Genomic DNA, 25,918 nt, shown 5'->3' with positions numbered 1-25,918 from the left:
CCCTCTTTCACTGCGGTGGGAGAGGGGGCATCCATCCCTTTCCGCTAACGTCACCGGAGCTTGTCTCATGAAACGCTATCTGGACTGCAGCGCCAGCGATCTGGCCGATATTGGCAAAGCCGATCTGCTCTATGCCATCCGCGCCAGCGAAGGGCGCATCTTGGTCAGCGAAACCATCGCGGTCACTCAGCCGCTGCTCAATAACGTCACCAACGCCGAACTGGCGGCCAGCCAGGGCGCCGACCTGCTGCTGTTGAACCTGTTCGACGTCGATCGTCCGCATATCGCGGGCCTGCCCGCCGACGTGCCGCCGCAGGAGGCGCTGCGCACGCTGCAGCGCCTGACCGGGCGGGTGATCGGGGTGAACCTGGAGGCCGTCGATCCGGCTTTCGCCAGCGAACATAACGACTTCTGGCAGATGACGGCGGGCCGCGCCGCCACCGCCGAGAATGCCCGCAAGCTGTATCAGCTCGGCGCGCGCATGCTGGTGCTGACCGGCAACCCGAACAACGGCGTCAGCAATCAGGCGATCGCCGCCGCGCTGAAAGCGATTCGCGATGAAGTGGGCGACGAGATGGTGCTGGTGACCGGCAAGATGCACGGCGCCGGCATTGTGCGCGAAAGCGGCAGCCAGCTGATCGGCGAGCAGGACATCGCGCTGTTTGTGGAAAACGGTGCCGACATCGTGCTGTTGCCGGCGCCGGGCACCATTCCCGGCATGTCGCAGGAAAAAGTGGCGGCGCTGATCGCCTATGCCCAGCGGCAGGGAGCGCTGGCGATGACGGCGATCGGCACCTCGCAAGAGGGGGCCGACGTGCAGACCGTGCGGCAGATTGCGCTGATGAGCAAAATGGCCGGCGCGGACCTGCACCATATCGGCGATACCGGCTATCTGGGGCTGGCGCTGCCGGAAAACATCTTCGCCTACAGCGTGGCGATTCGCGGCGTGCGCCACACCTACAGCCGCATGGCGCGTTCGGTGAACCGCTAAGCCTGGGTTTTTTGCGCCGTCACGATGCTGTAGTAGCCGAGCGACGGCAGTAATTGAGCAGGCCCGACGCCGACGTTGAGCAGTTGGTCGGCGATATCCAGCGCCGAGCGAGGGGGGGCAGCGCGGCCAAACGCTGGCCGATCCCACGCTCAGGCTGGGTATGGCGTGGGTAAAACGCCGCATTCTGTCGGCGTCGAGCGTATGCGCTTCGAACAGCTCCTGCTCGTCGTAGATCGGCGAGGTATTTTTTCTGATGGCGTTTTCCAGGTTTTTCAGCGAGAAAATCTCGCTGTTTTCAATCATCAAATCCCAAAAATAACCGAAGTAATGCGGGTTGTTTTTTAACAAAAAGGTTTCCGCTTCCGGCTAGAGAGAGAATGTATCGCCGTCTCTGGCGATCAATTTCAATGCCAATAGCGCCATGGCCAACGTTTCCGCTGGGCGTCTTTCCAGATTGGCCTGAGTGCATATATTGGCCAGGCTGCGGGGGGCTGAGCAATAAACTCAAAGATGCCCAAGCGGTGCGCAATAAGCACCGCCGGATAAAGATATAAATTCATCGTGATATCGAGAAGGGTTTTATCGTCGCATTGCGGCGGCCGGACGGAAGGGTTCAAGCGAATCCCCTTCCACTATGGCATGGCGCGTCTTAACAGGCTATGCCACGCCGGGGCGGGTTGGCAAAGTGCGGAACGTGATTGACCGCGGGCCAACGATTTCGTTACGAATAATTCCATGATGAGACTATTTTAAATTTGAATTGAGCGCGGTCAATGTCGAACGTAAAAAACTGACGCCGGGAGGAGACAATAACCCCACCATGCGTTTTTATTTTATTAGGCGCTAACTTAACCACAGTTATTAACGCGTTAGTGTTGTGTTAATCTAGGGCGCCGTTATATCGTACCGGCATTCACATTTTTTTGTGAATAATTAAAAATTAACTACTTCATTATTAAAACGAGATAACAATGAAAAAGAGCATTCTGACCGGCATGATTGCCGCGACTCTGGGCCTGTTTAACACCGCCAATGCCGAAGGGATGGATCCTGCCGCGTTGAAGAACGTCTATGACATCACGCGTAATACCGCCGGGCTGATGTCCTACTGCGTCGATAAAGGTTTCCTGAAAGCGGAGAGCATCGACAACGCCAAGAAAATGGTGGCCTACGTGGCGGCTATTCCGGGCGGCGTTGATACCCGCGATGGCGACAAGCGTGAAGCGATGGGCCGTGAAGGCAATGTGCTGAACGACGACGGCAAAGTGGTCGCGTTGGAGAAGGAAGCGCCGCAGGGGCTGCAGGCGTGGTGCCAGCAGGCTGACGAAGGGATCCGCCAGGGCCTGACGTCTATCGGCCAATAAGCGCTTTTCACGCGCTCGTTCTGGTGCTCAGGATCTGCCGGCGTTCCGGCGGATCCGCTTCTTTCCCATCGTTATCTCCTCGTTTTTCTTCCTGCATACATGGCATAGGGTTTGATCTCGCTGATTGTTTCGCCATGCCCATCGCTATATTATTAGATATATAACGATAATCAACCGGTCACTGCCATGTTTAACTTTCTCCCGCGCCTGATGCTGGCGCTCGCGTTGTTCTCTACCGCCGCCCTGGCAGATCGCCAGGTCACCGATCAGCTCAACCGTCAGGTCACGCTGCCCGATCACATTACCCGTGCCGTGGTGTTGCAACACCAGACGCTGAACCTATTGGTGCAGCTTGATGCGATGCCGCAGGTGGTCGGCGTGCTTAGCAGTTGGAAAAAGCAGCTGGGGCCAAACTACCTGCGGCTGGCACCGACGCTGGCAACCCTGCCGATGCCGGGCGATCTGACTTCGGTGAATATTGAAAGCCTGCTCGGCCTGCATCCACAGGTGGTGTTTGTGGCCAACTATGCGCCGCCGGAAATGATTGCACAGATCGAACGGGTGGGCATTCCGGTGGTGGCTATCTCGCTGCGCCGCGAGGCGGCCGATCAGGCGGGCAAAATGAACCCTCAACTGAGCGATGAAGATCGGGCCTATACGCTGGGGCTGCAGGACGGTATTCGGCTGATTGGCGAGGTGATGGAGCGTCAGCCTCAGGCCGAAGCGCTGATTAAGGACGTCACTCAGCAGCGTGCCCTGGTCGCCGAACGGCTGGGCACGCTGCCGGACGATCGGCGGGTGCGGGTGTATATGGCCAACCCCGATCTCACCACCTACGGTGCCGGCAAATATACCGGGTTGATGATGCGGCACGCGGGTGCGCTCAACGTGGCGGCGAAAGAGATCCAGGGGTTTAAACAAGTCTCTATCGAGGATGTCCTGAAGTGGGATCCGGCGGTGATTTTCGTGCAAGAACGCTACCCGGACGTGGTGAAACAGATCCTGACGTCACCGCAGTGGCAGCCGATTGACGCGGTGAAGAATAAGCGGGTCTACCTGATGCCGGAGTACGCCAAGGCCTGGGGATATCCGATGCCGGAGGCGATGGCGTTGGGTGAGTTGTGGATGGCGAAAAAACTTTACCCGCAGCGTTTTGCCGATATCCATCTGCAGCAGCGGGTCGATACTTACTATCAACGCTATTACCGCGCCACCTGTTGCCAGAGCGGGCAATGAAGCTGGGTTGGCTGGCGCTGCTGACGCTTTGCTGCGCGCTGTTTTCGCTCGGCGTTGGCCGCTTTCAGGTGCCGATTACGCACAGCCTGATGATTTTGCTGGAGCCGCTCACCGGGCAGCATTATGCCGGCATCGATGCTGTCCAACGCCAGGTGATCCTGGGGGTGCGCTTGCCGCGGGTGCTGTTGGCGATGGGCGCCGGCGCGGCGCTGGCCCTGTGTGGCGCGGCTTTGCAAGGCGTCTTTCGCAATCCGCTGGTCGATCCGCATATTATCGGCGTGTCTTCCGGCGCGGCCTTTGGCGGTACGCTGGCTATCCTGCTCAGCCTGCCGTTGGCGGCGCTGCTGCTGTCGGCTTTTGTTTTCGGCATGGCGGCACTGCTGTTGATTTTCACCCTCACCAGCGCCATTGCACGGCGCAATATTCTCTCGTTGGTACTGGCGGGGGTGATCCTCAGCGGTTTTTTCTCCGCCTGCGTTAGCCTGATGCAATATCTGGCGGATACCGAAGAGAAGCTGCCGAGCATCGTTTTTTGGCTGCTCGGCAGCTTTGCCACCGCCGATCGGCAAAAGCTGCTGATGCTGTTTTTACCTTTACTGTTGGCCGGCGGTCTGCTGCTGGCGCTGCGCTGGCGCATCAATCTGCTGTCGTTAGGCGATGAAGATGCCGGTGCGCTCGGCATCAACGTTGAGCGTACCCGCTGGCTGATACTGACGCTGTGTGCCGCCATCGTGGCCGCTCAGGTGGCGGTCAGCGGCAGCATCGGGTGGGTCGGCTTGGTGATCCCGCACGTCGCAAGACGGCTGGTGGGGCCGGATCACCGGCGCCTGTTGCCGGCTTCGCTTTGCCTGGGCGCCCTGTACATGCTGTTGATCGACGATTTGGCGCGCACGTTGAGCAGCAGCGAAATCCCGCTGGGCATTTTGACTGCGCTGATTGGCGCGCCATTGTTCGCACTGCTGCTGCGCCGCGCGCAAGTGAGAGGCTGGCATGACTGACACGTTATTGGCCGCCAAGGGCGTGAGTTTTGCCTGGCCTGGCGGGCCCCCGCTGTTCCAACACCTGGATATTCAGCTGCGGCGCGGTGAAGTGCTGGCGGTATTGGGCCCGAATGGGCGCGGTAAAAGCACGCTGCTGCAGCTGCTGTTAGGCAGCCTGACGCCGCAATCCGGCGAGATTGAGCGCCGCGGCGAGATAGGCTTTGTCCCGCAGCACTTTTCGCCGCCGTTTGCCTATCGGGTGCTGGATATCGTGTTGATGGGGCGAGCACGCCATGTTGGCCTGTTCCGTTCACCGTCAGCCAAGGATCATCGGCTGGCCAGAGAAGCGTTGCAGTCGTTGGATTTACAGCACCTGGCAGAGCGTGAGTTTGGCAGCCTATCCGGCGGCCAACGCCAGTTGGTGATGATCGCCCGCGCATTGGCGATGCGCTGCGAGGTGTTGATTCTGGATGAACCGACTTCGGCGCTGGATCTGCACTACCAGGATCGGGTATTGAGTCTGATGGCGCGCCTGGCGCGGGAACAGCAGTTGGCGGTGGTGTTCTCCACGCATCAGCCCAACCATGCACATGCGGTGGCGGATCGGGCTTTGCTGCTGGGCAAGGAAGGGCGCAGCCAGCTCGGTGCCTGCCGCGAGGTGTTAACGGCACATTCCCTGTCACCCTTGTTCGGCCTAGCGATCGAACGGGTGCCGCTGACGGTGGCGGGCCGCCGCTACGCGACGCTGGTGCCGTTGTATCGCAGCCAATTGGAGCGACATGATGAGTGATATCCTGCTGTTTGCCGCCGGCAGCCTGCGGCTGGCGTTTACGCCGCTGCTGTCGGCATTTCAGCGCGACACCGGGCAAAAGGTTTCGGCGGAATTCGGCCCGGCGGGGTTGTTGCGCCAACGGATAGAGAACGGCGAGCGGCCACAGCTGTTCGCCTCGGCCAACGTGGCGCACCCGCAAAGGTTGGCGGATCTCGGGATGGCGGGGGCGGTGCAGGTTTTTGCGCGCAATCGGCTCTGCGCCACGGTTCGCAACGTGCCGGCATTAACCGAGCGTCCGCTTCCTGAGGTATTGTGCGATCCGCGCTGGCGGCTGGCCACTTCGACACCGGGAGCGGATCCTTCCGGCGATTATGCGCTGCAGCTTTTTGAACGCTGCGAGCAATACTGGCCAGGGCAGGGGGAAGCGCTACGCCGGCGGGCGTTACCGTTAGTCGGCGGGATAGATTCTGCCCCGGTGCCGGCAGGCCGACTGGCGGCGGAATATCTGATAGCCGGCGGGCAGGCAGATATTTTTCTCGGCTACGCCAGCTATGCTCCGGCGTTGGCGGCCTACCCGGCGTTGGCGGTGCGGCCGCTGGCGCCACCGTTGGATATAGAGGCGGATTATGGTTTATGCCTGTTGGATGACGGTGCGCAGCGGTTGGCAGCATTTATCTTGAGCGAACAAGGGCAGGGCATACTGAGCCGACACGGATTTATGCGGCGTACGGAATGACTCGCCGGGCCTGGCGGCCCGGAGAATCTTACCAGAACAGCGGCGTGGTGTTTTCAGCCAGAAATGCCAGCAGCGTTTCGTTGACCGCCGCCGGGTTTTCCTTGTTACTGATATGCCCGGCGTTGGGGATCAGCACATGTTGGCAGCCGAGAAGATCCGCCATGCGCTGGCCCTCTGCCGGTGGGCGCGGCTTATCCTGTGCGCCGGTAATGACGATGCTGGCGGCGGTGATGTGTTCCAGCAGCGCCAGCTTGTCGGGGCGGCCAAAGATCATCCGGCCCAGCGGTACGATGCTCTCGCGCAGGCGATCGGCAGGCAGGCTCTGGAGCTGACACAACAGCGATTGCAATAAGGCATCGGGGACATCATCGGAATAAAACAGCGACGCGACATGTTCCAGCAGGGGCGACGTGATGGCGCCGGCCTGCTCCACGGCGGCCAACATGCCCATATAGCGCTGCCGCGCTTCTGGGGTTTCGTCGCCCAGGTAGCTGTCCAGCAGCGCCAGCAATTTCACCCGCTCCGGCGCCAGCGCCGCCAGTTCGGCGCCCCACATGCCGCCGACGGACAGGCCGACGATGCCGAACTCTTCGATATCCAAACGATCCATCAGCGCCAAATGGTCGGCGGCGATATCCGACAGGCTGTTTCGCCCGGGCGGCAGCGCCGGTGAATCGCCGTGGCCCCAGAGATCCGGCACGATCAGGCGGTAGCGTTTAGCCAGCGCTTCAAACTGCGGCGCCCACATATTCAGATCGAACAGATAGCTGTGGCCCAGCAGCAACGGAAAGCCCGACCCTACGTCGAGGTAATGGAGGGATTTGCCCATCGTTGGCATCTTATCGGTTCCTTATATAAAGAGAGTCCCGGCTGCTTATATCACACTCATATTCAACCTGCGGTATTAATTTACCTTAAATTACTCAGGTGGAGGCTTATTTTTAATTATCCATTGCTAACAAGACGTCAATGAAAGGTGACATTAAGGATAATATTCTGGTCGATGCCAGAGCCTTGGTTTATGCTGGCGCTCCTTTCGGTATGGAATAGATAAACAGGGCGTCGCGATGAAAAGACTTTTCAGACTATTAATTATTTTGCTTGTCATTTTGCTGCTGGCGGCGGTGCTGTGGTGGTTCTTTGGGCGCGGCAATCCGAATGCGCTGTGGCAAATCGTCAGCCAACAGTGCGTGCCCAATCAGCAGCAAAACCACGATCCGGCGCCCTGCTTAAAGGTTGATTTAACCGAGGGTTATGTGCTGTTTAAGGACAGCAAAGGCCCCTATCACGATCTGGTGATGCCGACCGAAAAGGTCAGCGGCATCGAGAGCCCGATATTGCAAGCGGATCGAACGCCGCCTTATTTCTCCCAGGCCTGGAATAATAGGGAACATATATCCGGCGAGCTGGGTAAACCGTTAAAAGATGCATGGGTTTCTCTGGCGGTCAATTCGAAATATGGCCGCTCTCAAAATCAGCTGCATATTCACGTTGCCTGCTTGCGCCAGGATGTCTATAACGCGCTGGGGGAACAGGCGGAGCAATTAGATCAACAGTGGCGGCCGCTGGCGGTGAAATTAGTCGGCCATCACTATCTGGCCAGAAAATTGGCGGGCACCGATTTAACCCAGGAAGATCCTTTCCGCTTGTTGCAAAACTACGTGGTCGAGCAGGGCGACAGCATAGGCAATTACGGCCTGGCGCTGGCGGTCAGCCCGCAGGGCGAGATGCTGCTGTTGGCAAACCGTTTGAAGTTGACCGATCTCAACCTGGGCTCGGCCGGTGAAATTCAGGACTACCGGTGCGAGGTGGCGGGGAACTGAATTTTTCTTATCGCTCCCCGTCGTGGGGGAGCGTATGCCGTGCGATACGAACTAACCAAGTGTATTAACTCGTTTTTACTTTATTTTCCCTCATCTGCTTGATCCTGTTCTCATGTTCGATCTACTATTTGTTTGCACAAGCAAATAAATAATCGAGAGCAATCCGATATGCCACAACCACGTAAACTCCCTGCTGCGCTGGGCATCCATCTGGATGTGACCAATCGCCTGTGGCGCACGGCGATGGACCAGTCGGTGAAAATGACCAATCTGACGCGCCCGCATTGGCTGGCGCTGAGTGCGATTGCCGACTTGGGGGAGGGCTGCACGTTGAAAGACGTTTCGCAGCATTTGAACGCCGAAGTCTCGACGATGTCGCGCGCGCTGCTGTTTCTGGAAAAAAATCGGCTTATCGCTCGCGATGCTCTGTCCGAAGATAAGCGCGCCAAAGGCGTGAGAATGACCGAGGCCGGGCAGGAGATGCTGGCGCAGTTGGATCATTCCAGCCAACAGGCGCGGCAAAAGCTGCTTAGCGGTATTTCGGCCGACGATCTGGAGGCTTTTTACCGCGTATTGTTTGGCATCAAACATAACGCGATAGCGATGCTCGAACAGGACAATCTGTTGCCGGACGAGTTTGCGCTGTTGGCGGAGGAGCGAGCGGGGGCGATGAAGCCGGAAGGTGAAGCGTGAACGGCCGCTGGCGGAGAGCACAACAGCGGTGCGTTATCGCGTTGGGGATCTTCTCCTGCTCGGTCTTCGCCAGCCAGAATGACCAACAGGTCATCGCACGGGGAAAATACCTGGCTACCGCCGCAGATTGCGCGGCTTGTCACCGCGGCAGCGCCCAACAGGACGCCCCCTATGTCGGCGGTTATGCCATCGCTTCGCCGATGGGCGACATCATCGCCAGTAATATCACGCCCGCCAAAGGAACCGGCATTGGCGACTACAGTGAACCGGAGTTTCGCCGCGCCTTAACGCAGGGCATTCGGCGGGACGGTCAACCCTTGTATCCCGCCATGCCCTATACCGCTTATCAGGGGTTGAGCGATGACGATCTGCACGCGTTGTATCGCTATTTTATGGCCGGGGTCGCACCGGTCGATCGTGCGGTGCCTGAGACCCAACTGAGGTTCCCTTTTTCCTGGCGTTATGCGATCCACGGCTGGAACTGGCTGTTTCTGAAAAAAACGCCCGTCGATGCAGACGAGAAGAAGGCGCGTGGTCGCTATCTGGTGGATGTGTTGGGGCATTGCTCGGCGTGTCACAGCCCACGTAATGGGATGATGGCTGAACGCGACGATCGCTACCTGGCGGGCGGGGAGGCAGGCGGTTGGATCGCGCCGAATATCACCTCGGATCCCGTGAGCGGCATCGGCGGCTGGAGCCGGGAAGAATTGGTGCAGTATCTGCGTACCGGGCGCAATGACAAAGCCCAGGCGGCCGGCGGCATGGCGGAGGCGGTGGAGCATAGCCTGCGTTTCCTGAGTGACGATGATCTCGACGCTATCGCCGATTGGCTTAAACAAACGCCGCCGATCGTCACCGTACAAGGAACGAAAGCGGCCTATCACTATCAGGGAGGCGGCCAAGGCGACCCTGCTGGGCAGGCGCTGTATGCCGCTGCCTGCGCCAGCTGCCATCGCCTGGGCGGCGAGGGGGCTTACGACGGCCATTTCCCTTCTTTGACGCACAACTCCACCGTAGGCAGCGAGCAGGCCAATAACCTGATCATGGTGATGCTGCATGGCGTGCAGCGCCAGGGGGAGACGCTGCAGACCTGGATGCCGGGGTTCGCCGATAGCCTGGATGACCGGCAACTGGCCGAGTTGGGCAATTACGTATTGCAGCAATTCGGCAATCCGGCGGTCAGGATAACGCCGGAGCAAGTGGCTCTGCAGCGGGCGGGCGGTGAAAAACCGTTGTTGATTGCGTCATTGCCTTATGTGTTCTGGGGCGGCGTATTGCTGGTATTGATCGTCATTGGGGCGTGGGTGAAACGTCGGGTGAAGCATTGATCCAAGAGAGGATGGCATGAAGTTCAATTTGAACGGCCAGGCGGTCGAATTTAACGGCGAGCCGGATACGCCGCTGCTGTGGGTGATCCGAGAACATTTTAAGTTAACCGGCACCAAGTTCGGCTGCGGTATTGGCGCCTGTGGCACCTGTACGGTACATGTCGACGGTAAGGCAGTGCGTTCATGTTGCTATCCGCTGCAATTGGTGCGCGATCGGCAGGTGACCACCATCGAAGGGCTGTCCCTCGATCGCCGTCATCCGGTGCAGCAGGCCTGGATTGCGGAGGATGTGCCGCAGTGCGGCTACTGCCAATCAGGCATGATCATGGCGGTCAGCGCGCTGCTGGCGGAACACCCGAGGCCGGACGATCGGCAGATAGATGCGGGCCTGACCAATCTGTGCCGCTGCGCCACCTACCACCGGATCCGTGCGGCGGTGCACCGTGCCGCGGACAAGGGAGGATCTTGAGTATGGCGATCACCCGCAGAACCTTGATAAAAGGCAGCGCGTTGGCAGTGGCCGCCATGCTGCTGCCGATATCGACGCGCAGCCTGGCGGCCGTGGTTTCACAGGACGTGACGCCACCGGACGGTCAGCATGAATTGAACGATTGGATCTGGATCGATCGCGATGGGCGCATCGTTATCGGCGTGTCGCAATGTGAGGTCGGGCAGGGGATTTACACCGGCCTGGCCGAAGTGGTGGCGGCGGAGATGGATGCCGATTGGGCGCAGGTGACGGTGAAATTCGTCACCGGCCGTGACGCTTATCGTCAGGTTGCCGGGGGCGAGGCTTTCGCACAGTTTGTCGCCGCCTCAACCTCCATGACCAAATTTTATCAGCGTGCCCGGCTGGCCGGCGCACAGGCGAGAGATTTTTTTCTGCGGGCCGGCGCAAAACATTTCGCGCTTTCACCGGCGCAGTGCCGCACGGAGAAAGGCTGGGTGCTTGAGAAAGGCGGGCAGCGCAAGGTCGCCTACGGCGATCTGGTGCGCTATGCCGCCGAGCTGCCGTTGGATCCGCAGCCTGGTTTAAAGAGTGAGGCGCAAGAGCGAGAGAGTGTCATTGGCAAGCCGCTGTTGCGGGTCGATACGCCGGAGAAAGTGGACGGCAGTGCGATTTACGGTATCGATATCGACTTGCCGGAGATGCTGATCGGCGTTCCCTGGATGGTGCCCGATCTCAGCGGAAAGCTGGTCGCCGTGCGCAATGAACGGCAGATTCGGGCCATGCCGGGCGTGGTGGATCTGGTGCTGACCCGGCAGTGGTCGATGAACAACATGGTCGGATTGGATCACGATATGTCGCTCAATACGGTGATCGTGGTGGCGGCGAGCTACTGGCAGGCCAAAAAGGCGGCGGATTTGCTGGAGGTCGACTGGCTGCCGGGCACAGGAAAAGCGCTGACCGATAGCGCGATTGCGGCGGAGAATCTGGCGATGCTGGATGGCGATACGCTGGTGCCGGCGGTCGATCGCGGCGAGGCGCCTGCGTTGATTCGTGGCGCTGAACAAGGTTCACGCTTGCATGAAGCGCGTTACAGCGCACCTTATGTGGCGCACGCCACCCTGGAGCCTTGCAATGCCACCAGCCATTACGGCGAGGGCCGTATCGAAACCTGGGGCCCTTTCCAGGGCCAGGACATGGTACGCAACGTTCTGGCGAAAATGTTCGGGCTGAAGCCGACGGATGTGGTGGTGAATACGACCTATCTGGGGGGCAGCTTTGGGCGCAAATATCTGCCGGATGCCGTGATGCATGCTACCGCCGCCTCCCGGGTGGTGGGGAAACCGGTCAAAGTGATCTATCCGCGCGAGATCGACATGCGGCATGAATACTATCGTCCGGCCTGTATCAGCCATTATCGGGCGCTGTTGGATGAAAACGACTATCCGCAGGCGCTGTGGGCGCGCTATGCCGGGCAGTCTCTCTTCTGGCAAATGCGGCGCGAAACGGTCAACGAGGCCGGGGGATGGGATGAAAGTATGGTGGAGTGCGTTTACAGCACGCCGTATCGCATCCCACACCTGAAGGTGGAGGCCGGCATCGTCGATCAGCCGATCTCCCTGAGCTATCTGCGCGGTGTCGGCAGCGTCGCCAGCCTGTTCTTTTTGGAAAGCTTTATCAGCGAACTCAGCCATAAGGCCAACCGGGACGAATATTCGTATCGGCGGCATCTGTTGCAGGACAGCCCGGAAGCGTTGCGCGTCCTGGACGCCACCGCGGCGGCGGCCGATTGGCAGCATGAACCGCCGTCGGGCGTTTATCGCGGTATGGCGTGCAATATTTGGGTCGGCCGCAATAACGCTTTCACCACCTACGTCGGTTTGGTGGTTGAAATCGCCATCCAGGGGGGGCGACTACGGGTGCTGCGCGCGGTATGTGCGATTGACTGTGGCAAGGTGATAAACCCGAACCTGGTGCGTGCCAACGTAGAGGGCGGCATCGGCTTTGCGCTGACCACCTGTCTGCACAGCGAGCTGCATTTTGAACGGGGCGGCGTGGTGGAAGGGAATTTCGATCGCTATCCGCTGCTCGCGATCGCCGAAATGCCCAAGGTGGAGGTCGTGGTGCTCGATAGCGCGCGTGCACCGCAGGGATGCGGGGAAGTATCGACTGCGGTGGTCGCCCCGGCGATAGCCAGCGCGCTGCATAAGGCCACCGGCAAAACCTATCGTACTATGCCGTTCCCACGCGAGTTCTCGTCGGTGTAACGGCAGCCGCCGGTTTGGCCAGCCGGCGGGCCGTGCGGTCAGAGCTTTTTCAGCAGTTCCAGCAGTTGCGCTTCGCTTTTCTCCGCCAATCCGTCGATCGCCAGTTTGATGATGTCGGAACGGGTGATGCGCACGATGCCGTTGCGCGCCGCCTGCACGATCACTTCATCGATAGCCTCAATGTGGTTGTCCGTCAGGCTGACGGAGATCGCCTTATAGGTTCGCTTGCGGCCGGCCGGTTTGGCTTCTGGCGCGGGCGCCGCGACCGGCAGCGTGTGCGAGGTGGCGCTGTTGATGAATTCGTCTTCCGACATGCGGTGGGTGGGGGTGCGTTTTTTCACAGGATCACCTCTTTCACCAGGCATTCAATTTCGCTCTGCGCCTTTTCGTTGTTCGCCTCGTGCACGGTGATGGCTTCACCCCAGGCGTCACGGTAAATCTTGCGGTCGCACAGGCGGTTGCTCACCAGGGTGAACTCCGGGTATTCGCTCAGCACCTGCGCCGCTTCGTTGGCTTCATTAATGAAGATATTGGTCGGGCACATGTTCAACACGATGTAGCCTTTGACCTTCTCGTTGTATTCCTGCGCGGTGGAGAACATCTCCGACAGATAGCCAATGGTGTCGAGATCCATCTGCGAAGGGCGCAGCGGCGAGAGGAACAGATCGGCGGCCAGCAGGCCGGAGCGCAGTTCGGCGCTGTCGCGGCCGGCGGTGTCGACGATCACGTAGTCGTAATGGCGATCGAGCTCCAGCAGCGTTTCCTTGATTTTACCCGACGCGGCCACCACCGGAATGTGCGGCAGCCCCTCGACGTTCTGACGGTCGTTGTACCAGGTCATGATCGACTTCTGGTCGTCGGCATCGACGATGATCGCCGTCTTGCCTTGCTTAAGAATCAGATACCCGGCGATGTTCACCGCTTTCGTCGACTTGCCGACGCCGCCTTTTTGCGAGCCAATCAGGACAATCATGCTGCCATCTCTCAAGTTATTAAGCTGATAACTTATTAAGTTAATATGCTTATTAGGTTGATAATCAAACAGGTTAACAAGAACAACTCGCGAACAATATGCACCAACTGCGGCGGCTTGCCAAGCCAGTATGTTGTTAACTGCGCAGCTTATTTTGCGGTGAATCGGCCGGGTGGGTAAGTAGGAATTCTCTGGGAAGTGGCGGAACGGAAGAGAGTTTTTGTTAATTTAACAGCTTAATAAGTTAGTGGCTCATTAAGCTGTCGATGGCGTTACTTCTTCATCATCGCCTTCAGGTTGGCGAACGGGTTGTGGGTGGCGACGCCGATATCTTTCTGAGCGTCTTCACCGGCCACCACCGTTGAACCGTATTGATCGGCCTCGGTGTATTTCGAGTGCTCGTGGTCGTGACAATACAGGCACAGCATTTCCCAGTTGCTGCCGTCTTCCGGGTTGTTGCTGTGATCGTGATCGATATGGTGCACCGTCAGTTCGCGCAGGTTGGAATAAACGAATTCGCGTGAGCAGCGCCCGCACACCCAGGGGAACAGTTTCAGCGCTTTTTCGCGGTAGCCGGTTTCCAGCTTCGCATAGTTTTTGGGGATATAGGCCATGGTGGTTGTCCGTCGTGAATAGCTATGCGGCAAATAATACCACACTGCGTGCGGCTACAACGTGCGGCTCATCTTGCCGTTGTCAAACGTCTCCACCGCCCAGTCGATAAACGCCCGCAGCTTGCCGCTGAGGTGGCGATTGGACGGGTAGACCACGTACATTTGCTCCGGCGGCGGCTGCCAATCGTGCAGCAGACTGACCAGCTCGCCGCTGTCGAGGTGCGGCTGCGCCATAAACCGATAGATCTGGATGATGCCCAATCCGGCCAGGCTCGCCGCCAGCAGCGCGTTGCCTTCATTGATGCTGACCGGGGAACGCTGTTGAATGGCGATCTCTTTGCCGTGTTCGGCATAGCGCTGCGGGTGGATGCGGTCGTTAAGCGGGTGGCGATAGTGCACCATCGGAAAACCCTGTTCCAGATCGCACGGGTGGCGCGGCGTACCGTGAAGCGCCAGGTAGGCTGGGGTGGCGCAGCTGACCCAGTCCAAATCGAACAGGCGCCGGGCGATCAGGCTGGAGTCGGCCAACGGACCGCTGCGGATCACGCAGTCGGTGCTGTCGCTGATCAGATCGATCACGCGGTCGCCGACGCTCAGATCGATCTGTATCTGCGGATAGCGTGCCAGAAAGTCGGGCAGTGCCGGCAGCAGTAAGCGACGTGCGGTGCCACCGCCGGTGTCGATACGCAGCACGCCCTGCGGAGAGCTTTGCGATTCGGTCAGGCAGCCTTCCATCTGCTCCAAATCCGCCAGCCATTTCACCGTATTCTGGTAATAGCATTCACCTTCGCGGGTGACCGACACGCTGCGGGTGGTGCGCTGGAACAGCTTGGTCTGCAGGTGATCCTCCAGATTCTGGATCAGCTTGGTGACCGTCGCTTTCGGCATGCCCAGCGACTCGGCGGCGCGGGTAAAGCCGCCGGTTTCCACCACGCGGTTAAATACCCGGATAGCGAGCAAATGATGGTCCATAGGTTCTCAACGCCATGCCCCGGCGACGGCCGGGGCATGTTTCTGCAGATAGATAATGATTAACACTGTTTAGCGCCAATCGCGCCGGAGCGCAAGCTGAGGCCGAATACCAGCGTGGCGGAAAGGATCAGCGCGCCGCCGAACAGCATGGCGCTGCTGACGCCCTGCCAGTCCACCACCTCGCCGCCCAGCAGGGCGCCGGAAGCCAGCGCGATCTGGATGACGCACACCAATAGCGCCTGACCGGCTTCCGGCGCCTGCGGCACGGCGGCGAACATCCAGTTGGTGGCGCAGACCGGCACGGCGCCAAAGGCCAGCCCCCATACCAGCACCATCAGCGTGGCGCCGGCGAGGCCGCTGAGCAGCGGCGAAACGATCAAAATGCCCGCCAGCATGGCGGCGATCAGTATGAAGGTGGCGCGCAGGCTGTATTCCCCCAGACGCTCGCCGAGGAAGGTGCCCAGCAGGCCGATGGCGCCATAGGCCAACAGCTGCAGTGAGATAGCCGATGGGCTGAGGACGAACACCTGCTGCAGCAGGGGCCGCAGGTAGGTGTAGGCGGCGAAGTGGCCGATGAACAACAGCACGATGGCGATCAGGCCGATGCGCGCCATCGGCAGGCGCAGCGGCAGTACCAGATCGCGCGGTGTGACCGGCCGGGACGGTGGTACCGAGGTCAGCAAACGCAGCTGCGCCAACAGCACGCCGACCGCCAATGCCGCACCGCCGAAGAAGGCGGCGCGCCAGCCGAACAGATCGCCGATCAGCGCCCCGGCCGGCACGCCGCACACCGCGCCGACCGAGATGCCGCTGAGGATCAGCGCGGTGGCGCGGCCCTGGCTGGCTTCCGGCACCAGATGGCGGCCGTAGTTGGCGGCGAACGACCAGAAACCGCCGACGCAGATGCCCAGCAGCACGCGGCCCAGCAGCATCATCGGGAAGTTGACGGCCAGCGCCGCCACCAGGTTGGACACCATCAGCAGCAGCGACAACCCCAGCATCAGTAAACGCCGATCCAGACGGCCGGAAATCAGGCTCAATGCGGGAGCGGCCACCGCTGCCACGATGCCGGGCATGGTCACCATCAGCCCGGCGGTGCCGGTGCTGACGCCGAGCGAAGGGGCGATGTTGGTCAGCAGGCCGATCGGCAAGAACTCGGTGGTGACCATGACAAAACAGGCGACCGTCAGCGAGAAGATCGCCGGCCACGGGGATGATGCAGAGTTATCTTTATTATTCAGCATAATGCCGCTCGTCTCAGGTGAATGCGCAGGCCGCTCTCGGGGCGCGGCGTGATCAAAGTCACAATCTACGGCAGGCCGAAGGCGCAGATAAATCCATCTGCGGTGGTTACACTGTTTCTGAAGGGAAACAATCGCGGCGGCGAGTGAAAACGCGGCTCGCGCCGCGCCTAAGAGAAAGGAATAAAACGGCATAAGGTTATGACCGAATGCCGCGTGGCGCTTATAGCCCCGGCGCTTTCCACAGCGAGGTGGTCAGGCCGTTGTCCACCAGCGTCAACTGATCGGCGTAGACCCGCCGCCAGGTTTCTTTCTGTTCCTGATACAGCGTGTGGTGGGTCATGTCCGGCTGATGCTCGCGCTCCCAGCGCACCAATCGCTCGCCGGTTTCGGCCAGCGACTCGTATAACCCGGCGCCGACGCCGGCGGCGATCGCGCAGCCCAGCGCGGTGGCCTCTTTCACCACCGGTACCCGTACCGTCAGCCCGGTGACGTCGCTGAGGATCTGGCTCCACAGTTTGCCCTTGGCACCGCCGCCGGCGAACACCAGCGAGCGCGCCTGCACGCCGGAGAAGGCGGCGATCTGCTCCAGATTGCAGGCGGAGACGATGGCGGCATTCTCCTCCAGCGCGCGGAACAGCGTCTGTTTGTTGCAGCGCTCCGGATCGATAGACATGTTGATGAACGACGGCGCCGCGTGATACCAGGTTTTGAAATGCATGGCGTCGGAAAAGATGGGCATCACGCCGTAGGCGCCCGGCGGCACTCTGGCCGCCATCTCTTCCAGCAGGCTATAGGCATCGACGCCCAGCCGCTCCGCCAGCAGTTTCTCTTCGGCGCAGAACGCGTCGCGGAACCAGCGCATGGTCAGGCCGGTAAAGAAGCTGATGGATTCTGCCTGCGCCATGCCGGGAATGACGTGAGGGTTGATGCGGATGTTCATCTCCGGATCGATGGCCGGCTCCGGCAGGTTGACGATTTGCTGCCAGAAGGTGCCGCCGAGCACCGCCGTCTGCCCGGCGCGCACGATGCCAAGCCCCAGGCTGCCGAGCTGCACGTCGCCGCCGCCCATCACCACCGGGGTGCCGCGCAGCAGCCCGCTTTCCTGCGCCGCCTGTTCGGTGACGCACCCCAGCACGCTGCCGGTCTCTTTCACCGGCGACAGAATATCGGCGCGCAGCCCGGCCATATCGAGCAGCGCCGGCCGCCAGTCACGGCTGCTCAGATCCAGCATGCCGGTGGTGCCGGCGTTGGAAGGATCGACCGCCAGCTCGCCGCTCAGCATGTTGGCCAGCCAGTCGCTGATCATGGTCAGCGTCGCCGCCTGGCGATAGATGTCCGGGCGGTGGTGCGCCAGCCATAGCAGGCGCGGCATGGCGCTCAGCGCCAGCGTCTGGCCGGAGTATTGATACACCTCGCGTTCGAAGCCGTGGTTGTGCAGCTCTTTCAGTTCACTGACCTCATGGCTGGCGCGCGCATCGACGTTGGCACAGGCCCAGATCGGCACGCCGTTGCGATCGTACAGAACGATGCCTTCGCGCATCGAGCAGCAGGCCACCGCGCGGATCGCCTGAGCGCTCAATCCAGCGCGTTGCATTGCCTGGCGGATGCACTGGCAGGCCAGCTGCCAGTTGCGGTTGAGGTCAAACTCCATTGAGCCGGGTACGCCCGGCACCGCCAGGTGTTGCCACTCCGCCTGGCCGTGCGCGATCTGGTTACCCGCCAAATCGAAGATCACGGCGCGAATGCTGCCTGTTCCTGCATCCAGCGCCATCAAGTAGTTATCCATAGCCTATGCTCTCAGGGGGAGGAGTGTTAACTATAGATGCCGCCGTCTTCCCTCGCCGGGGGTGGGGTGGGCATCGCCGGTGCGATTTGTGAGCCAGGCGGCAAAATTGCCGTTGCGGCAGGGCAATCGACGGGAATGAACCTATGGTTGGAAAGCGCCATGCTACGGCGCGCCGTTCAAACAAGGAGCTGTCATGCACGTCACATTGGTAGAGATCAACGTTAAACAGGACAAAATCGACGAATTTATCGACGTTTTCCGCGCCAATCATCTGGGGGCGATCGAAGAGCCGGGCAACCTGCGCTTCGACGTGCTGCAGGATGAGCATATTCCGACGCGGTTTTACATCTACGAAGCCTATCGCGACGAGCAGGCGGTGGCGGCGCATAAGCAGACCCCGCATTACCTGCAGTGCGTGGAGAAGCTGGAAGCGCTGATGACCGGCCCGCGCAAGAAAACCACCTTTATCGGCCTGATGCCGGAATAAGCGCCGGCGTTTGCCGGTGTCCATGTCCCCGGTTTGGTTGTAATCTGCAAGGTAAAGCGAATTTTCAATGGGATAAGCGGGGCGAGGATGACATTGCGCGATCGGCTGTTGGCGCTGTTGGTGGTGGTGATCTGGGGTGTGAATTTCGTCGTCATCAAGTTCGGTTTACAGGGCATGCCCCCGTTTCTGCTGGCTGGGATGCGCTTTTTGCTGGTGGCGTTGCCGGCGATCTTCTTTATTCCGCGCCCGACGATCCCGTGGAAATGGCTGTTGCTGTACGGCATGACCATGAGCTTCGCGCAGTTCGCGTTTTTGTTCGTCGCCATCAAGGTGGGCATGCCGGCGGGGCTGGCCTCACTGGTGCTGCAGGCGCAGGTGTTTTTCACCCTGCTGTTGGGTGTCGTGCTGATGGGCGAAAAGCTGCGCGTCAACCATTTCGTCGGCATTGCTATCGCCAGCGGCGGCATGCTGGTGCTGGCGCAGGCCAGCCTGCATAAGCCGGGCAGCGGCGCGGTCCCCCTGGCGGGCCTGCTGCTGACCCTGGCGGCGGCGTTTTCCTGGGCGCTGGGCAACCTGACCAACAAGAAGATCCTGGCCGGTTTCCCGCAGCGCAACATTTTGTCGCTGGTGGTGTGGAGCGCGCCGATCCCGGTCGTGCCGTTCCTGGTCTGCAGCTGGCTGTTCGACGGCCCGCAGGTGGTGCTCGCCAGCCTGAGCCATGTGCAGGTCGGCACCTGGCTGGCGATTGCCTATCTGGCGTTCGCCGCCACGCTGTTCGGTTATTCTGTGTGGGGCAGCCTGCTGGGGCGCTACGAAACCTGGCGCGTCGCGCCGTTGACGCTGCTGGTACCGTTGGTCGGGCTGTTTGCCGCCTGGCTGCTGCTGGACGAAGCGCTGTCGCCGGCGCAGTTCGGCGGCGCATTGCTGGTGCTGGCCGGCATGGCGGTCAACACCTTTGGGCTGCCGCGCCGCCGGGCCGTCGCCGTGCGCTAAATTGAACAGGGCAATTCTGTTCAATACGTTGTCGGCGCGGCCCGGCACTCTGGCACCTGTGAATATTTTCTCAGGTGCCCATCATGAATATCTACCTTTCCATGGCCGCGTTCGCGCTGGCGGCCTCCATCACCCCCGGCCCGGTCAACATCGTCGCATTGAGCGCCGGGGCGCAATTCGGCTTTGGCGCGACCCAGCGTCACGTATTCGGCGCCACGCTGGGGTTTACCCTGTTGCTGTTACTGCTGGGATTGGGCATGCACCAACTGCTGATCCTGTGGCCGGCGCTGACCCGCTTGATTCAGTGGGCCGGCGTGGCCTTCCTGCTGTTTATGGCCTACCGGCTGGCGTTTGACGACGGCAGGCTGGGCAACGGCGCGGCGCAGGCGCCTTCCTGTTGGTACGGCGCGCTGATGCAATGGCTGAATCCCAAGGCATGGTTGGCGTCGGTGGCCAGCCTCGGCGCTTTTGTCGGCGACGGCGACATCCGGCTGCTGTGGCAATTCGCCGGGCTCTACTTCGTGATTTGCTATGCCTCAGTGGCCTGCTGGGCCTATGTCGGTGCGATGCTGCGCGGCCTGCTCAGGCAGGCGCGCAACGTACAGCGTTTCAACCGCGTGATGGCGGCGTTGCTGGCGGCCAGCGCCTGCTATCTGTTGGCGGAGGGTTTTTGATACTGGCCGGGCGTGGCGGCCAGCAGCTGTTTGAAGGTGCGCTGAAAGTGCGCCTGATCGGCAAAGCCGCTTTCGCTGGCGGCCGCGGCGATCGGCAGGCCGCTTTTCAATAGCCGATGGCCGTGCTGCACGCGGCGGTTGACCAGATAGGCGTGCGGCGTCATGCCGTAACGCTGGCGGAAGGCGCGGATCAGGTAAGAGGGCGAGAGCGCGGCGGCGCGGCAAATATCGTCCAGCGTCAGCGGCCGGGTGCAGTGCGCGTCGATAAACGCCGCCGCCGCTTCCAGCCGGGCATGCGGCGGTGTCTCCGGCTGGCGGCCGCTGCCCAGCCCGAGCTGCAGGGCGCTGAAATACTCCACCATGGCGATCTGTTTTTCCAGCGCGCTGCACAGCGGATCCGTCAGCAGCGCATAAAGCCGATTCAGGCCGTGGAACAGCGCCGGATCGCGGCTGTGCGGCTGGCTGAAGGGAACAAAACGCTCTCCTTCGCCCCCGAGCAGCTCCTGCTGCAGCGCGCCGATCCAGGCGAGATCGAGATAGAACATGATGTATGACCAACGGCGGTCGGCGATCGGATTACAGGCATGCGCCTGCTGCGGGTTGATGACAACCAGATCGCCGGCGCTAACCTGCATGCGCCGCTCGCCGTTGACATAGGTGCTGACGCCGCCGGTGATGGCACCGATGGAAAAGAATTCGTGGCTGTGCAGGCTGTAACACGCCTGGCGGCCATCCGCGATGGCGCGGGCTTCGACGAACGGCAACTGCGGATCGCGCCAGAACTGCGGCGTTTTTTCACTCATACGCTTTCCTTTTCACTGCGGTGGCATCACAGTGTTATAGCCTGAAAGCGACGAGAGGGGGAATGGCGGATGATGATTTTTAACGTGTTCGGCCGTCTGCTGGGCGTGAAGCGCATCGGGGATGAGTGGCGGCTGTTCCGCGTGACGCTGCCGGAGCGCAAGTATGCCCCCAGCCACGATATCGTGCTGCCGGCGGATCTGCACGAAGAGGAGATCGCCGGCTATCTGGGGGATATTTATCACGAGGCCGCGACGCCGCAGCGGCCGGACGTGTTTCGCGTCGAATAGCGCGGCGCGTTACTCTTCCGCGTTGCGCGCCATGATGCGGCGCTGGTGTTCCTCGCTGGCGGCCTGGATCTCTTCCAGCACCGAGCCGACATCGGCGCGCTTCTGGATTTCGCTGAACCGGCCGCTGAGGGCGCTGTCCGGCGTCAGATTGCCTTCCTGATACAGCGCCCAAATCTCTTTGGCGTATTGGCTGTCGCGCAGTTCCGGCGCGAATTGGCCATAATATTCCGCCAAATTGTTGATATCGCGCTCGAACATGCTTTTGGCGTGGTTGTTGGCGGCGGCGTCCACCACCTGCGGCAGATCGATGATCACCGGCCCGTCTTTATCCATCAGCACATTGAATTCCGACAGATCGCCGTGCACCAGCCCGGCGCACAGCATGCGCACCGCGTAGTTCATCATCAGGGCGTGATCGGCCCGCGCCTGTTCCGGCGTCAGGATGACATCGCTCAGGCGCGGCGCCACCAGACCTTCTTCGTCGGTAATTAGCTCCATCAGCAGCACGCCGTCCAGGCAGATATCCGGCTGCGGCACCCGCACCCCGGCCTTGGCCAGCAGATACAGCGCGTCCACTTCGGTGTTTTGCCAGGCTTCTTCCTGCTGCTGGCGGCCGAATTTGGAGCCTTTGCTCATGGCGCGCGCGTCGCGGCTGTTGCGCACCTTGCGCCCTTCCTGATAGTGAACGGCCTGCTTGAAGTTGCGCTTCTCGGCCTCTTTGTACACTTTGGCGCAGCGGATCTCATCGCCGCAGCGCACGATAAACACGTCGGCTTCTTTGCCGCTTTTCAACCGGCGGATGACGTCGTCGATTAACCCGTCATCTACCAGCGGCTGGAGTCGTTTTGGAATTTTCATGCAGCCTTGTACCCTATTTAGGCTCCGGTGTGAATGGCTTGCGCAGTTGATAGCGTAAGTTAGACCCGAAAGGCAAACATTAGTTTTGCCGCCGCGGCATCATTGCACGGCGGCGGGCGTTCACAGGCTGCCTGTCGGCACCCAGACGCTGACGCTGCCGGCGTTGACCGGGAAATGGGCGCTGCCCTGGTCGTCGGTGGTGATTTCCTCCTGGCGGTTACCGAGGAAATCGCGCCAGGCGGTGTGCGCCAAATCGGCGCCCAGCGCGACCGTCTTGCCGCTCTCGCTGCCGTTGGTCAGTACCACCACGCAGCCGGGGGCCTCGGCGGTGCCGGCGCGGCTGAAGGCCACGCAGTGGCTGTCGTCGAAGTAGTCGGTTTGCGGGCCGTTGGCGAAGCGCTGGCGGGCGGCGATCAGCTTCTCCAACTCCGGGATCGCCGGCATGTCAATCTGGTACTCGCCGCCGTCGCGCCCTTTGTCGCGGTAGCTGGCGCCATACAGATCGGGGTAAAACACGCAGGGCACGCCCTGTTCACGCAGCAGGATCAGCGCGTAGGCCAGCGGTTTGAACCAGGGTTCCACCGGCGCTTCCAGCGATTGCAGCGGCTGGGTATCGTGGTTGGCGACCAGCGTCACCGCGTGGGCCGGATCGGCGGCGGTCAGGGTATCGGTGAAGATCTGCGCCATGTCGAAGCCGTCGCCCTGTTTCGACGCCTGATGAAACTTCAGGTGCAGCGCTACGTCGAACAGCATCACCTTGCCGTCCACCAACTCGATGTATTGTTGCAGCGCGCCGAGATCGTGCGACCAGTATTCGGCAACGATAAACAGGTCGCGCTGCGCGCTGTCGCGCACGTGATCCGCCCACTCTTTGAAGAACCAGGCGGGAATGTGTTTGGCGGCGTCCAGACGGAAGCCGTCGCACGGCAGGCTTTCCAACAGCCAGCGCGCCCAGTATTTGAGCTCCTCCGTCACGGCGGCATTGCGGAACTCCACGTCGGCGCCCATCAGATAGTCGTAGTTGCCTTTTTCGTCGTCGACCTGATCGTTCCAGCCGTCGTCGCCATAGTCGTTGGCGATTTTGAACACCCCTTTGTCGTCCGGCTGCTCAACGTAGTCGACGCCGCTGAAGCATGTGTAATCCCAGATAAACTCGGAATGCACGCCCTGGCGGCCGGGAAAGGTGAAGCGGGTGTAGGCCAGCGCGTCGAAGCCCTGGTCGTCGATGTCGTTGCGGTTGTTGGCGTCCACCTTGAACACGTGTACCTGTTCTTTTTCGTCCGCGCCGAGCTTGTGGTTGAACACCACGTCGTAGATCACCCCCACGCCGTGTTCGCGCAGCGTAGTGGCGGCATGTTCCAGCGCCGCCTTGTCGCCGTATTTGGTGGCCACGCTGCCTTTCTGGTCAAATTCGCCCAGATCGAACAGATCGTAGGTGTCGTAGCCGACGGAGTAGCCGCCGGAAGCGCCCTTGCAGGCGGGGGGTAGCCACAGATCGGTGATGCCCAGTTCGGCAAGGTGCGGGGCGCGCTCGGCGGCCTCCTGCCACAGTTTGCCGCCGTCGGGGTAGTACCAGTGGAAGAATTGCAGCAGGGTGGTTTTTTTCGTCATGAGCCAGCGTCCCGGTTAGCCAGAAGGAAAGGAGCAGTTAAAGCATGGGCTACTTTTGGCAAAAGGGACAAGTTTGACATAGGCGGCCCGAGAAGGCCGCCCGAGAGACTGCTTAACGCTGGCTGGCGTAATGAGGCGAGCGCGGGCCATAAAGAATGGCGCCGTTCTGACCTGTTGCCGACAGGAGGCGAGTGTTGGCGATGGCGCCAATGTCGAACCCTTTGTCGCTGATGGTATCCGCGATTTGTGAAATCGCGGCGCTGATCACCATGCCCAGCAGGCCACCGGAATTGTTGTTGCCTTCGTTGCTGGATGCGGTGGCGGTACCGGCCCACAGCTGTTTGCCGTTGCGCAGGTCAACCAGGCGAGCGGCTACGGTAACGCGAGTTTCACTGCTGATCACCATGTAGCTGGTACCGTATTGCGTGACATCCAGGTACAGCACGGTGTCGGCGCCGAAAATCTGGTGCAGTTTTTTCGGACTGACGGCGCGGATGTCGTTGGCGTTGGTTAGACCGTTTTGCAGGAAGGTTTCCTCCACTACAGCGACCGGCAGCACATAGTAACCGGCCTCGGCCAGCGGTAAGGTTGCACTGGCGAGCACGCTGTGGCTAGCTTTGACATCCGGCGACTGATTAACCGGCGGCAAGACCAGGATCGACTTCGGCTTGCTCTCATGGAATGCCGCATAGTCATAAGGCGTTTGCTTGGCACAGCCGCTCAGCAACAGGGTGGCGGCAACGCTGAGGAAAGTGAGTACACGCTTCATTTAAAGCTCCCCTTATCCTTGGCCATCAGGAAATTCATAAACGGTGCCGATTCCGGGAACAGCGTTTTTTCCGTGTTGAATTCACTCATGGCTTGTCCGTCGTTGCCGGTTTTGTTGTACAGCAGCCCCAGTTGCGCATGCAGCCCCGGCGGTACGGCTTTATCCTTGGCGCGGGATTTCTCGACGATCTCTTTCAGCGTAGCGATTTGCTGCTCAGGGCTTTGCCCCTCCTGCTGGTAGTATTGATAGAGAGAAGTTTGGTAGCCATCCCAATTGTAAAGCGTTTTCGGCGCGGCGCAGCCGGCCAGCAGGGTCACTGCAAACAGCGCCCCGCCCATTTTTTTAGTTATCATCTTTCTGCTTCTAGTCCGTTAGTTAGCAGGGCGCCATGCGCCGTTTTCGATACCGGTAACCAGGTTATTGACGGCTTCACGCACGGCCAGATCCAGTACCTTGCCGTTAAGGGTGGAGTCGTAGCTGGCGGTGCCCCCGAAACCGATAATTTCGCGATTGGACAGTTCGTATTCACCGGCGCCCTGAGAGGAATAGACGACTTCTGAGGTCTGTACGTTCACCACGTTCAGATTGACTTTGGCGTAAGCGACCTGTGATTTACCACGGCCCAAAATGCCCCACAGCTGATGATCGCCGACTTCTTTGCGGCCGAATTCGGTGACATCGCCGGTAATCACATAGTTGGCGCCTTTCAGCGTTTGTGCTTTCCCTTTAATGCCGGCTTCAGTTTTCAGCTCTTCCATGTTGGCGCGATCCAGCACGTTGAAACGGCCAGTCTGCTGCAAATGCGTGATCAGGATAGTCTTGGACTGATTGCCCAGCCGATCGACCCCATCGGAGAAGATGCCATTCATGTAGCTGGAGCGGTTGTCGAATTTACCGACGGCGATAGGGCTGCGTGGGCCCTGATAAGTGGTGTTGTAGGAAGCCACTTTCGGCACTTCCAAAGAGCGGGAGGATTCGGTCGCGCAGCCTGCCAGCAAAGTGACGGAAAGGGCGACGGAACAGACGGCGAGTGATTTTTTCATTGGTGTGCAATCTATCCATGAGCATAAAACAGCGCGGGAGCAACCCGCGCCCGACGTTGATATAACGAGCGCTGTCGCCGTTATAGAAACGCCGCGATCCTGCCATGAATATGTAACAAATTACAACAAGATATCGGCATTAATGTCGCTATTAACATTGTTGTA

The 25,918-nt window shown here is 60.3% G+C and carries 28 protein-coding genes; 15 read left to right on the top strand and 13 right to left on the bottom strand.

Going from position 1 to position 25,918, the window contains the following annotated elements:
- The first annotated feature begins 67 nt into the window (after positions 1–67).
- From RE418_RS24160 to RE418_RS24135, 6 genes are all read left to right on the top strand, one after another.
- Positions 68–991, top strand: a complete 924-nt coding sequence (locus tag RE418_RS24160) for a PEP phosphonomutase (RefSeq protein ID WP_089180659.1) — start codon at positions 68–70, stop codon at positions 989–991.
- A 971-nt stretch (positions 992–1,962) separates the two neighbouring features.
- The gene (locus RE418_RS24155; protein ID WP_025301979.1) at positions 1,963–2,355 is read left to right on the top strand and encodes a hypothetical protein; all 393 of its coding nucleotides are present in this window, start codon (positions 1,963–1,965) and stop codon (positions 2,353–2,355) included.
- A gap of 186 nt (positions 2,356–2,541) precedes the next feature.
- Positions 2,542–3,591 (top strand): ABC transporter substrate-binding protein, encoded by a 1,050-nt coding sequence (locus RE418_RS24150; RefSeq protein ID WP_025301980.1) that lies wholly within the window; start codon positions 2,542–2,544, stop codon positions 3,589–3,591.
- Entirely contained in the window at positions 3,588–4,589 is a 1,002-nt protein-coding gene (locus RE418_RS24145) for an iron ABC transporter permease (protein WP_060432648.1), read from the top strand. Before RE418_RS24150 ends, RE418_RS24145 begins: the two co-directional genes overlap by 4 nt.
- Positions 4,582–5,361, top strand: a complete 780-nt coding sequence (locus tag RE418_RS24140) for an ABC transporter ATP-binding protein (RefSeq protein ID WP_089180660.1) — start codon at positions 4,582–4,584, stop codon at positions 5,359–5,361. The genes RE418_RS24145 and RE418_RS24140 overlap by 8 nt, the downstream gene beginning before the upstream one ends.
- Positions 5,354–6,079: a substrate-binding domain-containing protein gene (locus RE418_RS24135; RefSeq protein ID WP_089180661.1), complete on the top strand. Its 726-nt coding sequence runs from the start codon at positions 5,354–5,356 to the stop codon at positions 6,077–6,079. The genes RE418_RS24140 and RE418_RS24135 overlap by 8 nt, the downstream gene beginning before the upstream one ends.
- Positions 6,080–6,107: 28 nt before the next feature.
- Here the strand turns inward: RE418_RS24135 and RE418_RS24130 are convergent, their stop codons facing one another.
- Positions 6,108–6,908, bottom strand: a complete 801-nt coding sequence (locus RE418_RS24130) for an alpha/beta fold hydrolase (protein WP_399675650.1) — start codon at positions 6,906–6,908, stop codon at positions 6,108–6,110.
- A 238-nt stretch (positions 6,909–7,146) separates the two neighbouring features.
- Between RE418_RS24130 and RE418_RS24125 the strand changes: the two genes are divergently transcribed.
- The 5 genes from RE418_RS24125 to RE418_RS24105 all read left to right on the top strand — a co-directional run bounded on the left by RE418_RS24125 (position 7,147) and on the right by RE418_RS24105 (position 12,638).
- A complete protein-coding gene (locus tag RE418_RS24125; protein ID WP_049208939.1) occupies positions 7,147–7,902 on the top strand; it encodes a CDP-diacylglycerol diphosphatase in 756 nt (251 codons plus the stop codon).
- A 168-nt stretch (positions 7,903–8,070) separates the two neighbouring features.
- Positions 8,071–8,595, top strand: a complete 525-nt coding sequence (locus RE418_RS24120) for a MarR family winged helix-turn-helix transcriptional regulator (RefSeq protein ID WP_049208938.1) — start codon at positions 8,071–8,073, stop codon at positions 8,593–8,595.
- Positions 8,592–9,923 (top strand): cytochrome c, encoded by a 1,332-nt coding sequence (locus RE418_RS24115; protein ID WP_233494384.1) that lies wholly within the window; start codon positions 8,592–8,594, stop codon positions 9,921–9,923. The genes RE418_RS24120 and RE418_RS24115 overlap by 4 nt, the downstream gene beginning before the upstream one ends.
- 16 nt (positions 9,924–9,939) lie before the next feature.
- Positions 9,940–10,392: a (2Fe-2S)-binding protein gene (locus tag RE418_RS24110; RefSeq protein ID WP_399675647.1), complete on the top strand. Its 453-nt coding sequence runs from the start codon at positions 9,940–9,942 to the stop codon at positions 10,390–10,392.
- A gap of 2 nt (positions 10,393–10,394) precedes the next feature.
- On the top strand, positions 10,395–12,638 hold the full coding sequence (locus tag RE418_RS24105) for a molybdopterin cofactor-binding domain-containing protein (RefSeq protein ID WP_399675645.1): 2,244 nt from the start codon (positions 10,395–10,397) through the stop codon (positions 12,636–12,638).
- A 38-nt stretch (positions 12,639–12,676) separates the two neighbouring features.
- Here RE418_RS24105 and RE418_RS24100 read toward each other — a convergent pair whose 3' ends face one another.
- The 6 genes from RE418_RS24100 to lsrK all read right to left on the bottom strand — a co-directional run bounded on the left by RE418_RS24100 (position 12,677) and on the right by lsrK (position 18,227).
- Positions 12,677–12,979 carry a hypothetical protein gene (locus tag RE418_RS24100; protein WP_025301990.1) on the bottom strand — a complete coding sequence of 101 codons (303 nt, stop codon included), beginning with the start codon at positions 12,977–12,979 and terminating at the stop codon, positions 12,677–12,679.
- Positions 12,976–13,611 carry an AAA family ATPase gene (locus RE418_RS24095; RefSeq protein WP_025301991.1) on the bottom strand — a complete coding sequence of 212 codons (636 nt, stop codon included), beginning with the start codon at positions 13,609–13,611 and terminating at the stop codon, positions 12,976–12,978. Before RE418_RS24095 ends, RE418_RS24100 begins: the two co-directional genes overlap by 4 nt.
- A 272-nt stretch (positions 13,612–13,883) precedes the next feature.
- Positions 13,884–14,225: an HNH nuclease YajD gene (gene yajD, locus RE418_RS24090; protein WP_004939576.1), complete on the bottom strand. Its 342-nt coding sequence runs from the start codon at positions 14,223–14,225 to the stop codon at positions 13,884–13,886.
- Positions 14,226–14,279: 54 nt separating this feature from the next.
- A complete protein-coding gene (locus RE418_RS24085; RefSeq protein ID WP_043136865.1) occupies positions 14,280–15,197 on the bottom strand; it encodes a LysR family transcriptional regulator in 918 nt (305 codons plus the stop codon).
- A gap of 59 nt (positions 15,198–15,256) precedes the next feature.
- Positions 15,257–16,441, bottom strand: coding sequence for an MFS transporter (locus RE418_RS24080; protein WP_089180663.1), 1,185 nt, complete (start codon positions 16,439–16,441; stop codon positions 15,257–15,259).
- Positions 16,442–16,661: 220 nt separating this feature from the next.
- Positions 16,662–18,227, bottom strand: coding sequence for an autoinducer-2 kinase (gene lsrK / locus RE418_RS24075; protein ID WP_197835260.1), 1,566 nt, complete (start codon positions 18,225–18,227; stop codon positions 16,662–16,664).
- A gap of 193 nt (positions 18,228–18,420) precedes the next feature.
- Between lsrK and lsrG the strand changes: the two genes are divergently transcribed.
- The 3 genes from lsrG (at position 18,421) to RE418_RS24060 (ending at position 20,381) form a co-directional block, all read left to right on the top strand.
- The gene (gene lsrG / locus RE418_RS24070) at positions 18,421–18,714 is read left to right on the top strand and encodes a (4S)-4-hydroxy-5-phosphonooxypentane-2,3-dione isomerase (protein WP_033642299.1); all 294 of its coding nucleotides are present in this window, start codon (positions 18,421–18,423) and stop codon (positions 18,712–18,714) included.
- Positions 18,715–18,801: 87 nt separating this feature from the next.
- On the top strand, positions 18,802–19,707 hold the full coding sequence (locus RE418_RS24065; RefSeq protein ID WP_025301996.1) for an EamA family transporter: 906 nt from the start codon (positions 18,802–18,804) through the stop codon (positions 19,705–19,707).
- Between the two features lie 83 nt (positions 19,708–19,790).
- On the top strand, positions 19,791–20,381 hold the full coding sequence (locus RE418_RS24060; RefSeq protein ID WP_043136876.1) for a LysE family translocator: 591 nt from the start codon (positions 19,791–19,793) through the stop codon (positions 20,379–20,381).
- On the opposite strand, the gene RE418_RS24055 is transcribed toward RE418_RS24060, so the two are convergent.
- Positions 20,357–21,184, bottom strand: a complete 828-nt coding sequence (locus RE418_RS24055) for an AraC family transcriptional regulator (protein WP_025301998.1) — start codon at positions 21,182–21,184, stop codon at positions 20,357–20,359. The genes RE418_RS24060 and RE418_RS24055 overlap by 25 nt on opposite strands.
- A 69-nt stretch (positions 21,185–21,253) precedes the next feature.
- Between RE418_RS24055 and RE418_RS24050 the strand changes: the two genes are divergently transcribed.
- The gene (locus RE418_RS24050) at positions 21,254–21,472 is read left to right on the top strand and encodes a hypothetical protein (protein ID WP_049203872.1); all 219 of its coding nucleotides are present in this window, start codon (positions 21,254–21,256) and stop codon (positions 21,470–21,472) included.
- A gap of 9 nt (positions 21,473–21,481) precedes the next feature.
- Here RE418_RS24050 and RE418_RS24045 read toward each other — a convergent pair whose 3' ends face one another.
- From RE418_RS24045 to RE418_RS24025, 5 genes are all read right to left on the bottom strand, one after another.
- On the bottom strand, positions 21,482–22,330 hold the full coding sequence (locus RE418_RS24045) for a PA4780 family RIO1-like protein kinase (protein WP_025302000.1): 849 nt from the start codon (positions 22,328–22,330) through the stop codon (positions 21,482–21,484).
- A 120-nt stretch (positions 22,331–22,450) separates the two neighbouring features.
- The gene (gene amyA, locus RE418_RS24040; RefSeq protein WP_049203873.1) at positions 22,451–23,941 is read right to left on the bottom strand and encodes an alpha-amylase; all 1,491 of its coding nucleotides are present in this window, start codon (positions 23,939–23,941) and stop codon (positions 22,451–22,453) included.
- A gap of 112 nt (positions 23,942–24,053) precedes the next feature.
- Positions 24,054–24,710 carry a DUF799 domain-containing protein gene (locus RE418_RS24035; RefSeq protein WP_089180664.1) on the bottom strand — a complete coding sequence of 219 codons (657 nt, stop codon included), beginning with the start codon at positions 24,708–24,710 and terminating at the stop codon, positions 24,054–24,056.
- Positions 24,707–25,063 carry a DUF4810 domain-containing protein gene (locus RE418_RS24030; protein WP_089180665.1) on the bottom strand — a complete coding sequence of 119 codons (357 nt, stop codon included), beginning with the start codon at positions 25,061–25,063 and terminating at the stop codon, positions 24,707–24,709. Before RE418_RS24030 ends, RE418_RS24035 begins: the two co-directional genes overlap by 4 nt.
- An 18-nt stretch (positions 25,064–25,081) precedes the next feature.
- Positions 25,082–25,753 carry a CsgG/HfaB family protein gene (locus RE418_RS24025; protein WP_016928605.1) on the bottom strand — a complete coding sequence of 224 codons (672 nt, stop codon included), beginning with the start codon at positions 25,751–25,753 and terminating at the stop codon, positions 25,082–25,084.
- Between the last annotated feature and the right edge of the window lie 165 nt (positions 25,754–25,918).

It is taken from the genome of Serratia sp. szju (assembly GCF_044594185.1).
Taxonomy (GTDB): domain Bacteria; phylum Pseudomonadota; class Gammaproteobacteria; order Enterobacterales; family Enterobacteriaceae; genus Serratia; species Serratia bockelmannii.
The sequence above is the reverse complement of the archived record's forward strand: the minus strand, read 5'-3'. Positions and strand labels throughout refer to the sequence as shown.

What these genes read in the sequence shown, in the direction of transcription:
- RE418_RS24160 (WP_089180659.1), top strand. Translation starts at nt 68, where the DNA reads ATGAAACGCTATCTGGACTGCAGCGCCAGCGATCTGGCCGATATTGGC.
- RE418_RS24155 (WP_025301979.1), top strand. Translation starts at nt 1,963, where the DNA reads ATGAAAAAGAGCATTCTGACCGGCATGATTGCCGCGACTCTGGGCCTG.
- RE418_RS24150 (WP_025301980.1), top strand. Translation starts at nt 2,542, where the DNA reads ATGTTTAACTTTCTCCCGCGCCTGATGCTGGCGCTCGCGTTGTTCTCT.
- RE418_RS24145 (WP_060432648.1), top strand. Translation starts at nt 3,588, where the DNA reads ATGAAGCTGGGTTGGCTGGCGCTGCTGACGCTTTGCTGCGCGCTGTTT.
- RE418_RS24140 (WP_089180660.1), top strand. Translation starts at nt 4,582, where the DNA reads ATGACTGACACGTTATTGGCCGCCAAGGGCGTGAGTTTTGCCTGGCCT.
- RE418_RS24135 (WP_089180661.1), top strand. Translation starts at nt 5,354, where the DNA reads ATGAGTGATATCCTGCTGTTTGCCGCCGGCAGCCTGCGGCTGGCGTTT.
- RE418_RS24130 (WP_399675650.1), bottom strand. Translation starts at nt 6,908, where the DNA reads ATGGGCAAATCCCTCCATTACCTCGACGTAGGGTCGGGCTTTCCGTTG.
- RE418_RS24125 (WP_049208939.1), top strand. Translation starts at nt 7,147, where the DNA reads ATGAAAAGACTTTTCAGACTATTAATTATTTTGCTTGTCATTTTGCTG.
- RE418_RS24120 (WP_049208938.1), top strand. Translation starts at nt 8,071, where the DNA reads ATGCCACAACCACGTAAACTCCCTGCTGCGCTGGGCATCCATCTGGAT.
- RE418_RS24110 (WP_399675647.1), top strand. Translation starts at nt 9,940, where the DNA reads ATGAAGTTCAATTTGAACGGCCAGGCGGTCGAATTTAACGGCGAGCCG.
- RE418_RS24105 (WP_399675645.1), top strand. Translation starts at nt 10,395, where the DNA reads ATGGCGATCACCCGCAGAACCTTGATAAAAGGCAGCGCGTTGGCAGTG.
- RE418_RS24095 (WP_025301991.1), bottom strand. Translation starts at nt 13,611, where the DNA reads ATGATTGTCCTGATTGGCTCGCAAAAAGGCGGCGTCGGCAAGTCGACG.
- yajD (WP_004939576.1), bottom strand. Translation starts at nt 14,225, where the DNA reads ATGGCCTATATCCCCAAAAACTATGCGAAGCTGGAAACCGGCTACCGC.
- RE418_RS24085 (WP_043136865.1), bottom strand. Translation starts at nt 15,197, where the DNA reads ATGGACCATCATTTGCTCGCTATCCGGGTATTTAACCGCGTGGTGGAA.
- RE418_RS24080 (WP_089180663.1), bottom strand. Translation starts at nt 16,441, where the DNA reads ATGCTGAATAATAAAGATAACTCTGCATCATCCCCGTGGCCGGCGATC.
- lsrK (WP_197835260.1), bottom strand. Translation starts at nt 18,227, where the DNA reads ATGGATAACTACTTGATGGCGCTGGATGCAGGAACAGGCAGCATTCGC.
- lsrG (WP_033642299.1), top strand. Translation starts at nt 18,421, where the DNA reads ATGCACGTCACATTGGTAGAGATCAACGTTAAACAGGACAAAATCGAC.
- RE418_RS24065 (WP_025301996.1), top strand. Translation starts at nt 18,802, where the DNA reads ATGACATTGCGCGATCGGCTGTTGGCGCTGTTGGTGGTGGTGATCTGG.
- RE418_RS24060 (WP_043136876.1), top strand. Translation starts at nt 19,791, where the DNA reads ATGAATATCTACCTTTCCATGGCCGCGTTCGCGCTGGCGGCCTCCATC.
- RE418_RS24055 (WP_025301998.1), bottom strand. Translation starts at nt 21,184, where the DNA reads ATGAGTGAAAAAACGCCGCAGTTCTGGCGCGATCCGCAGTTGCCGTTC.
- RE418_RS24050 (WP_049203872.1), top strand. Translation starts at nt 21,254, where the DNA reads ATGATGATTTTTAACGTGTTCGGCCGTCTGCTGGGCGTGAAGCGCATC.
- RE418_RS24045 (WP_025302000.1), bottom strand. Translation starts at nt 22,330, where the DNA reads ATGAAAATTCCAAAACGACTCCAGCCGCTGGTAGATGACGGGTTAATC.
- amyA (WP_049203873.1), bottom strand. Translation starts at nt 23,941, where the DNA reads ATGACGAAAAAAACCACCCTGCTGCAATTCTTCCACTGGTACTACCCC.
- RE418_RS24035 (WP_089180664.1), bottom strand. Translation starts at nt 24,710, where the DNA reads ATGAAGCGTGTACTCACTTTCCTCAGCGTTGCCGCCACCCTGTTGCTG.
- RE418_RS24030 (WP_089180665.1), bottom strand. Translation starts at nt 25,063, where the DNA reads ATGATAACTAAAAAAATGGGCGGGGCGCTGTTTGCAGTGACCCTGCTG.
- RE418_RS24025 (WP_016928605.1), bottom strand. Translation starts at nt 25,753, where the DNA reads ATGAAAAAATCACTCGCCGTCTGTTCCGTCGCCCTTTCCGTCACTTTG.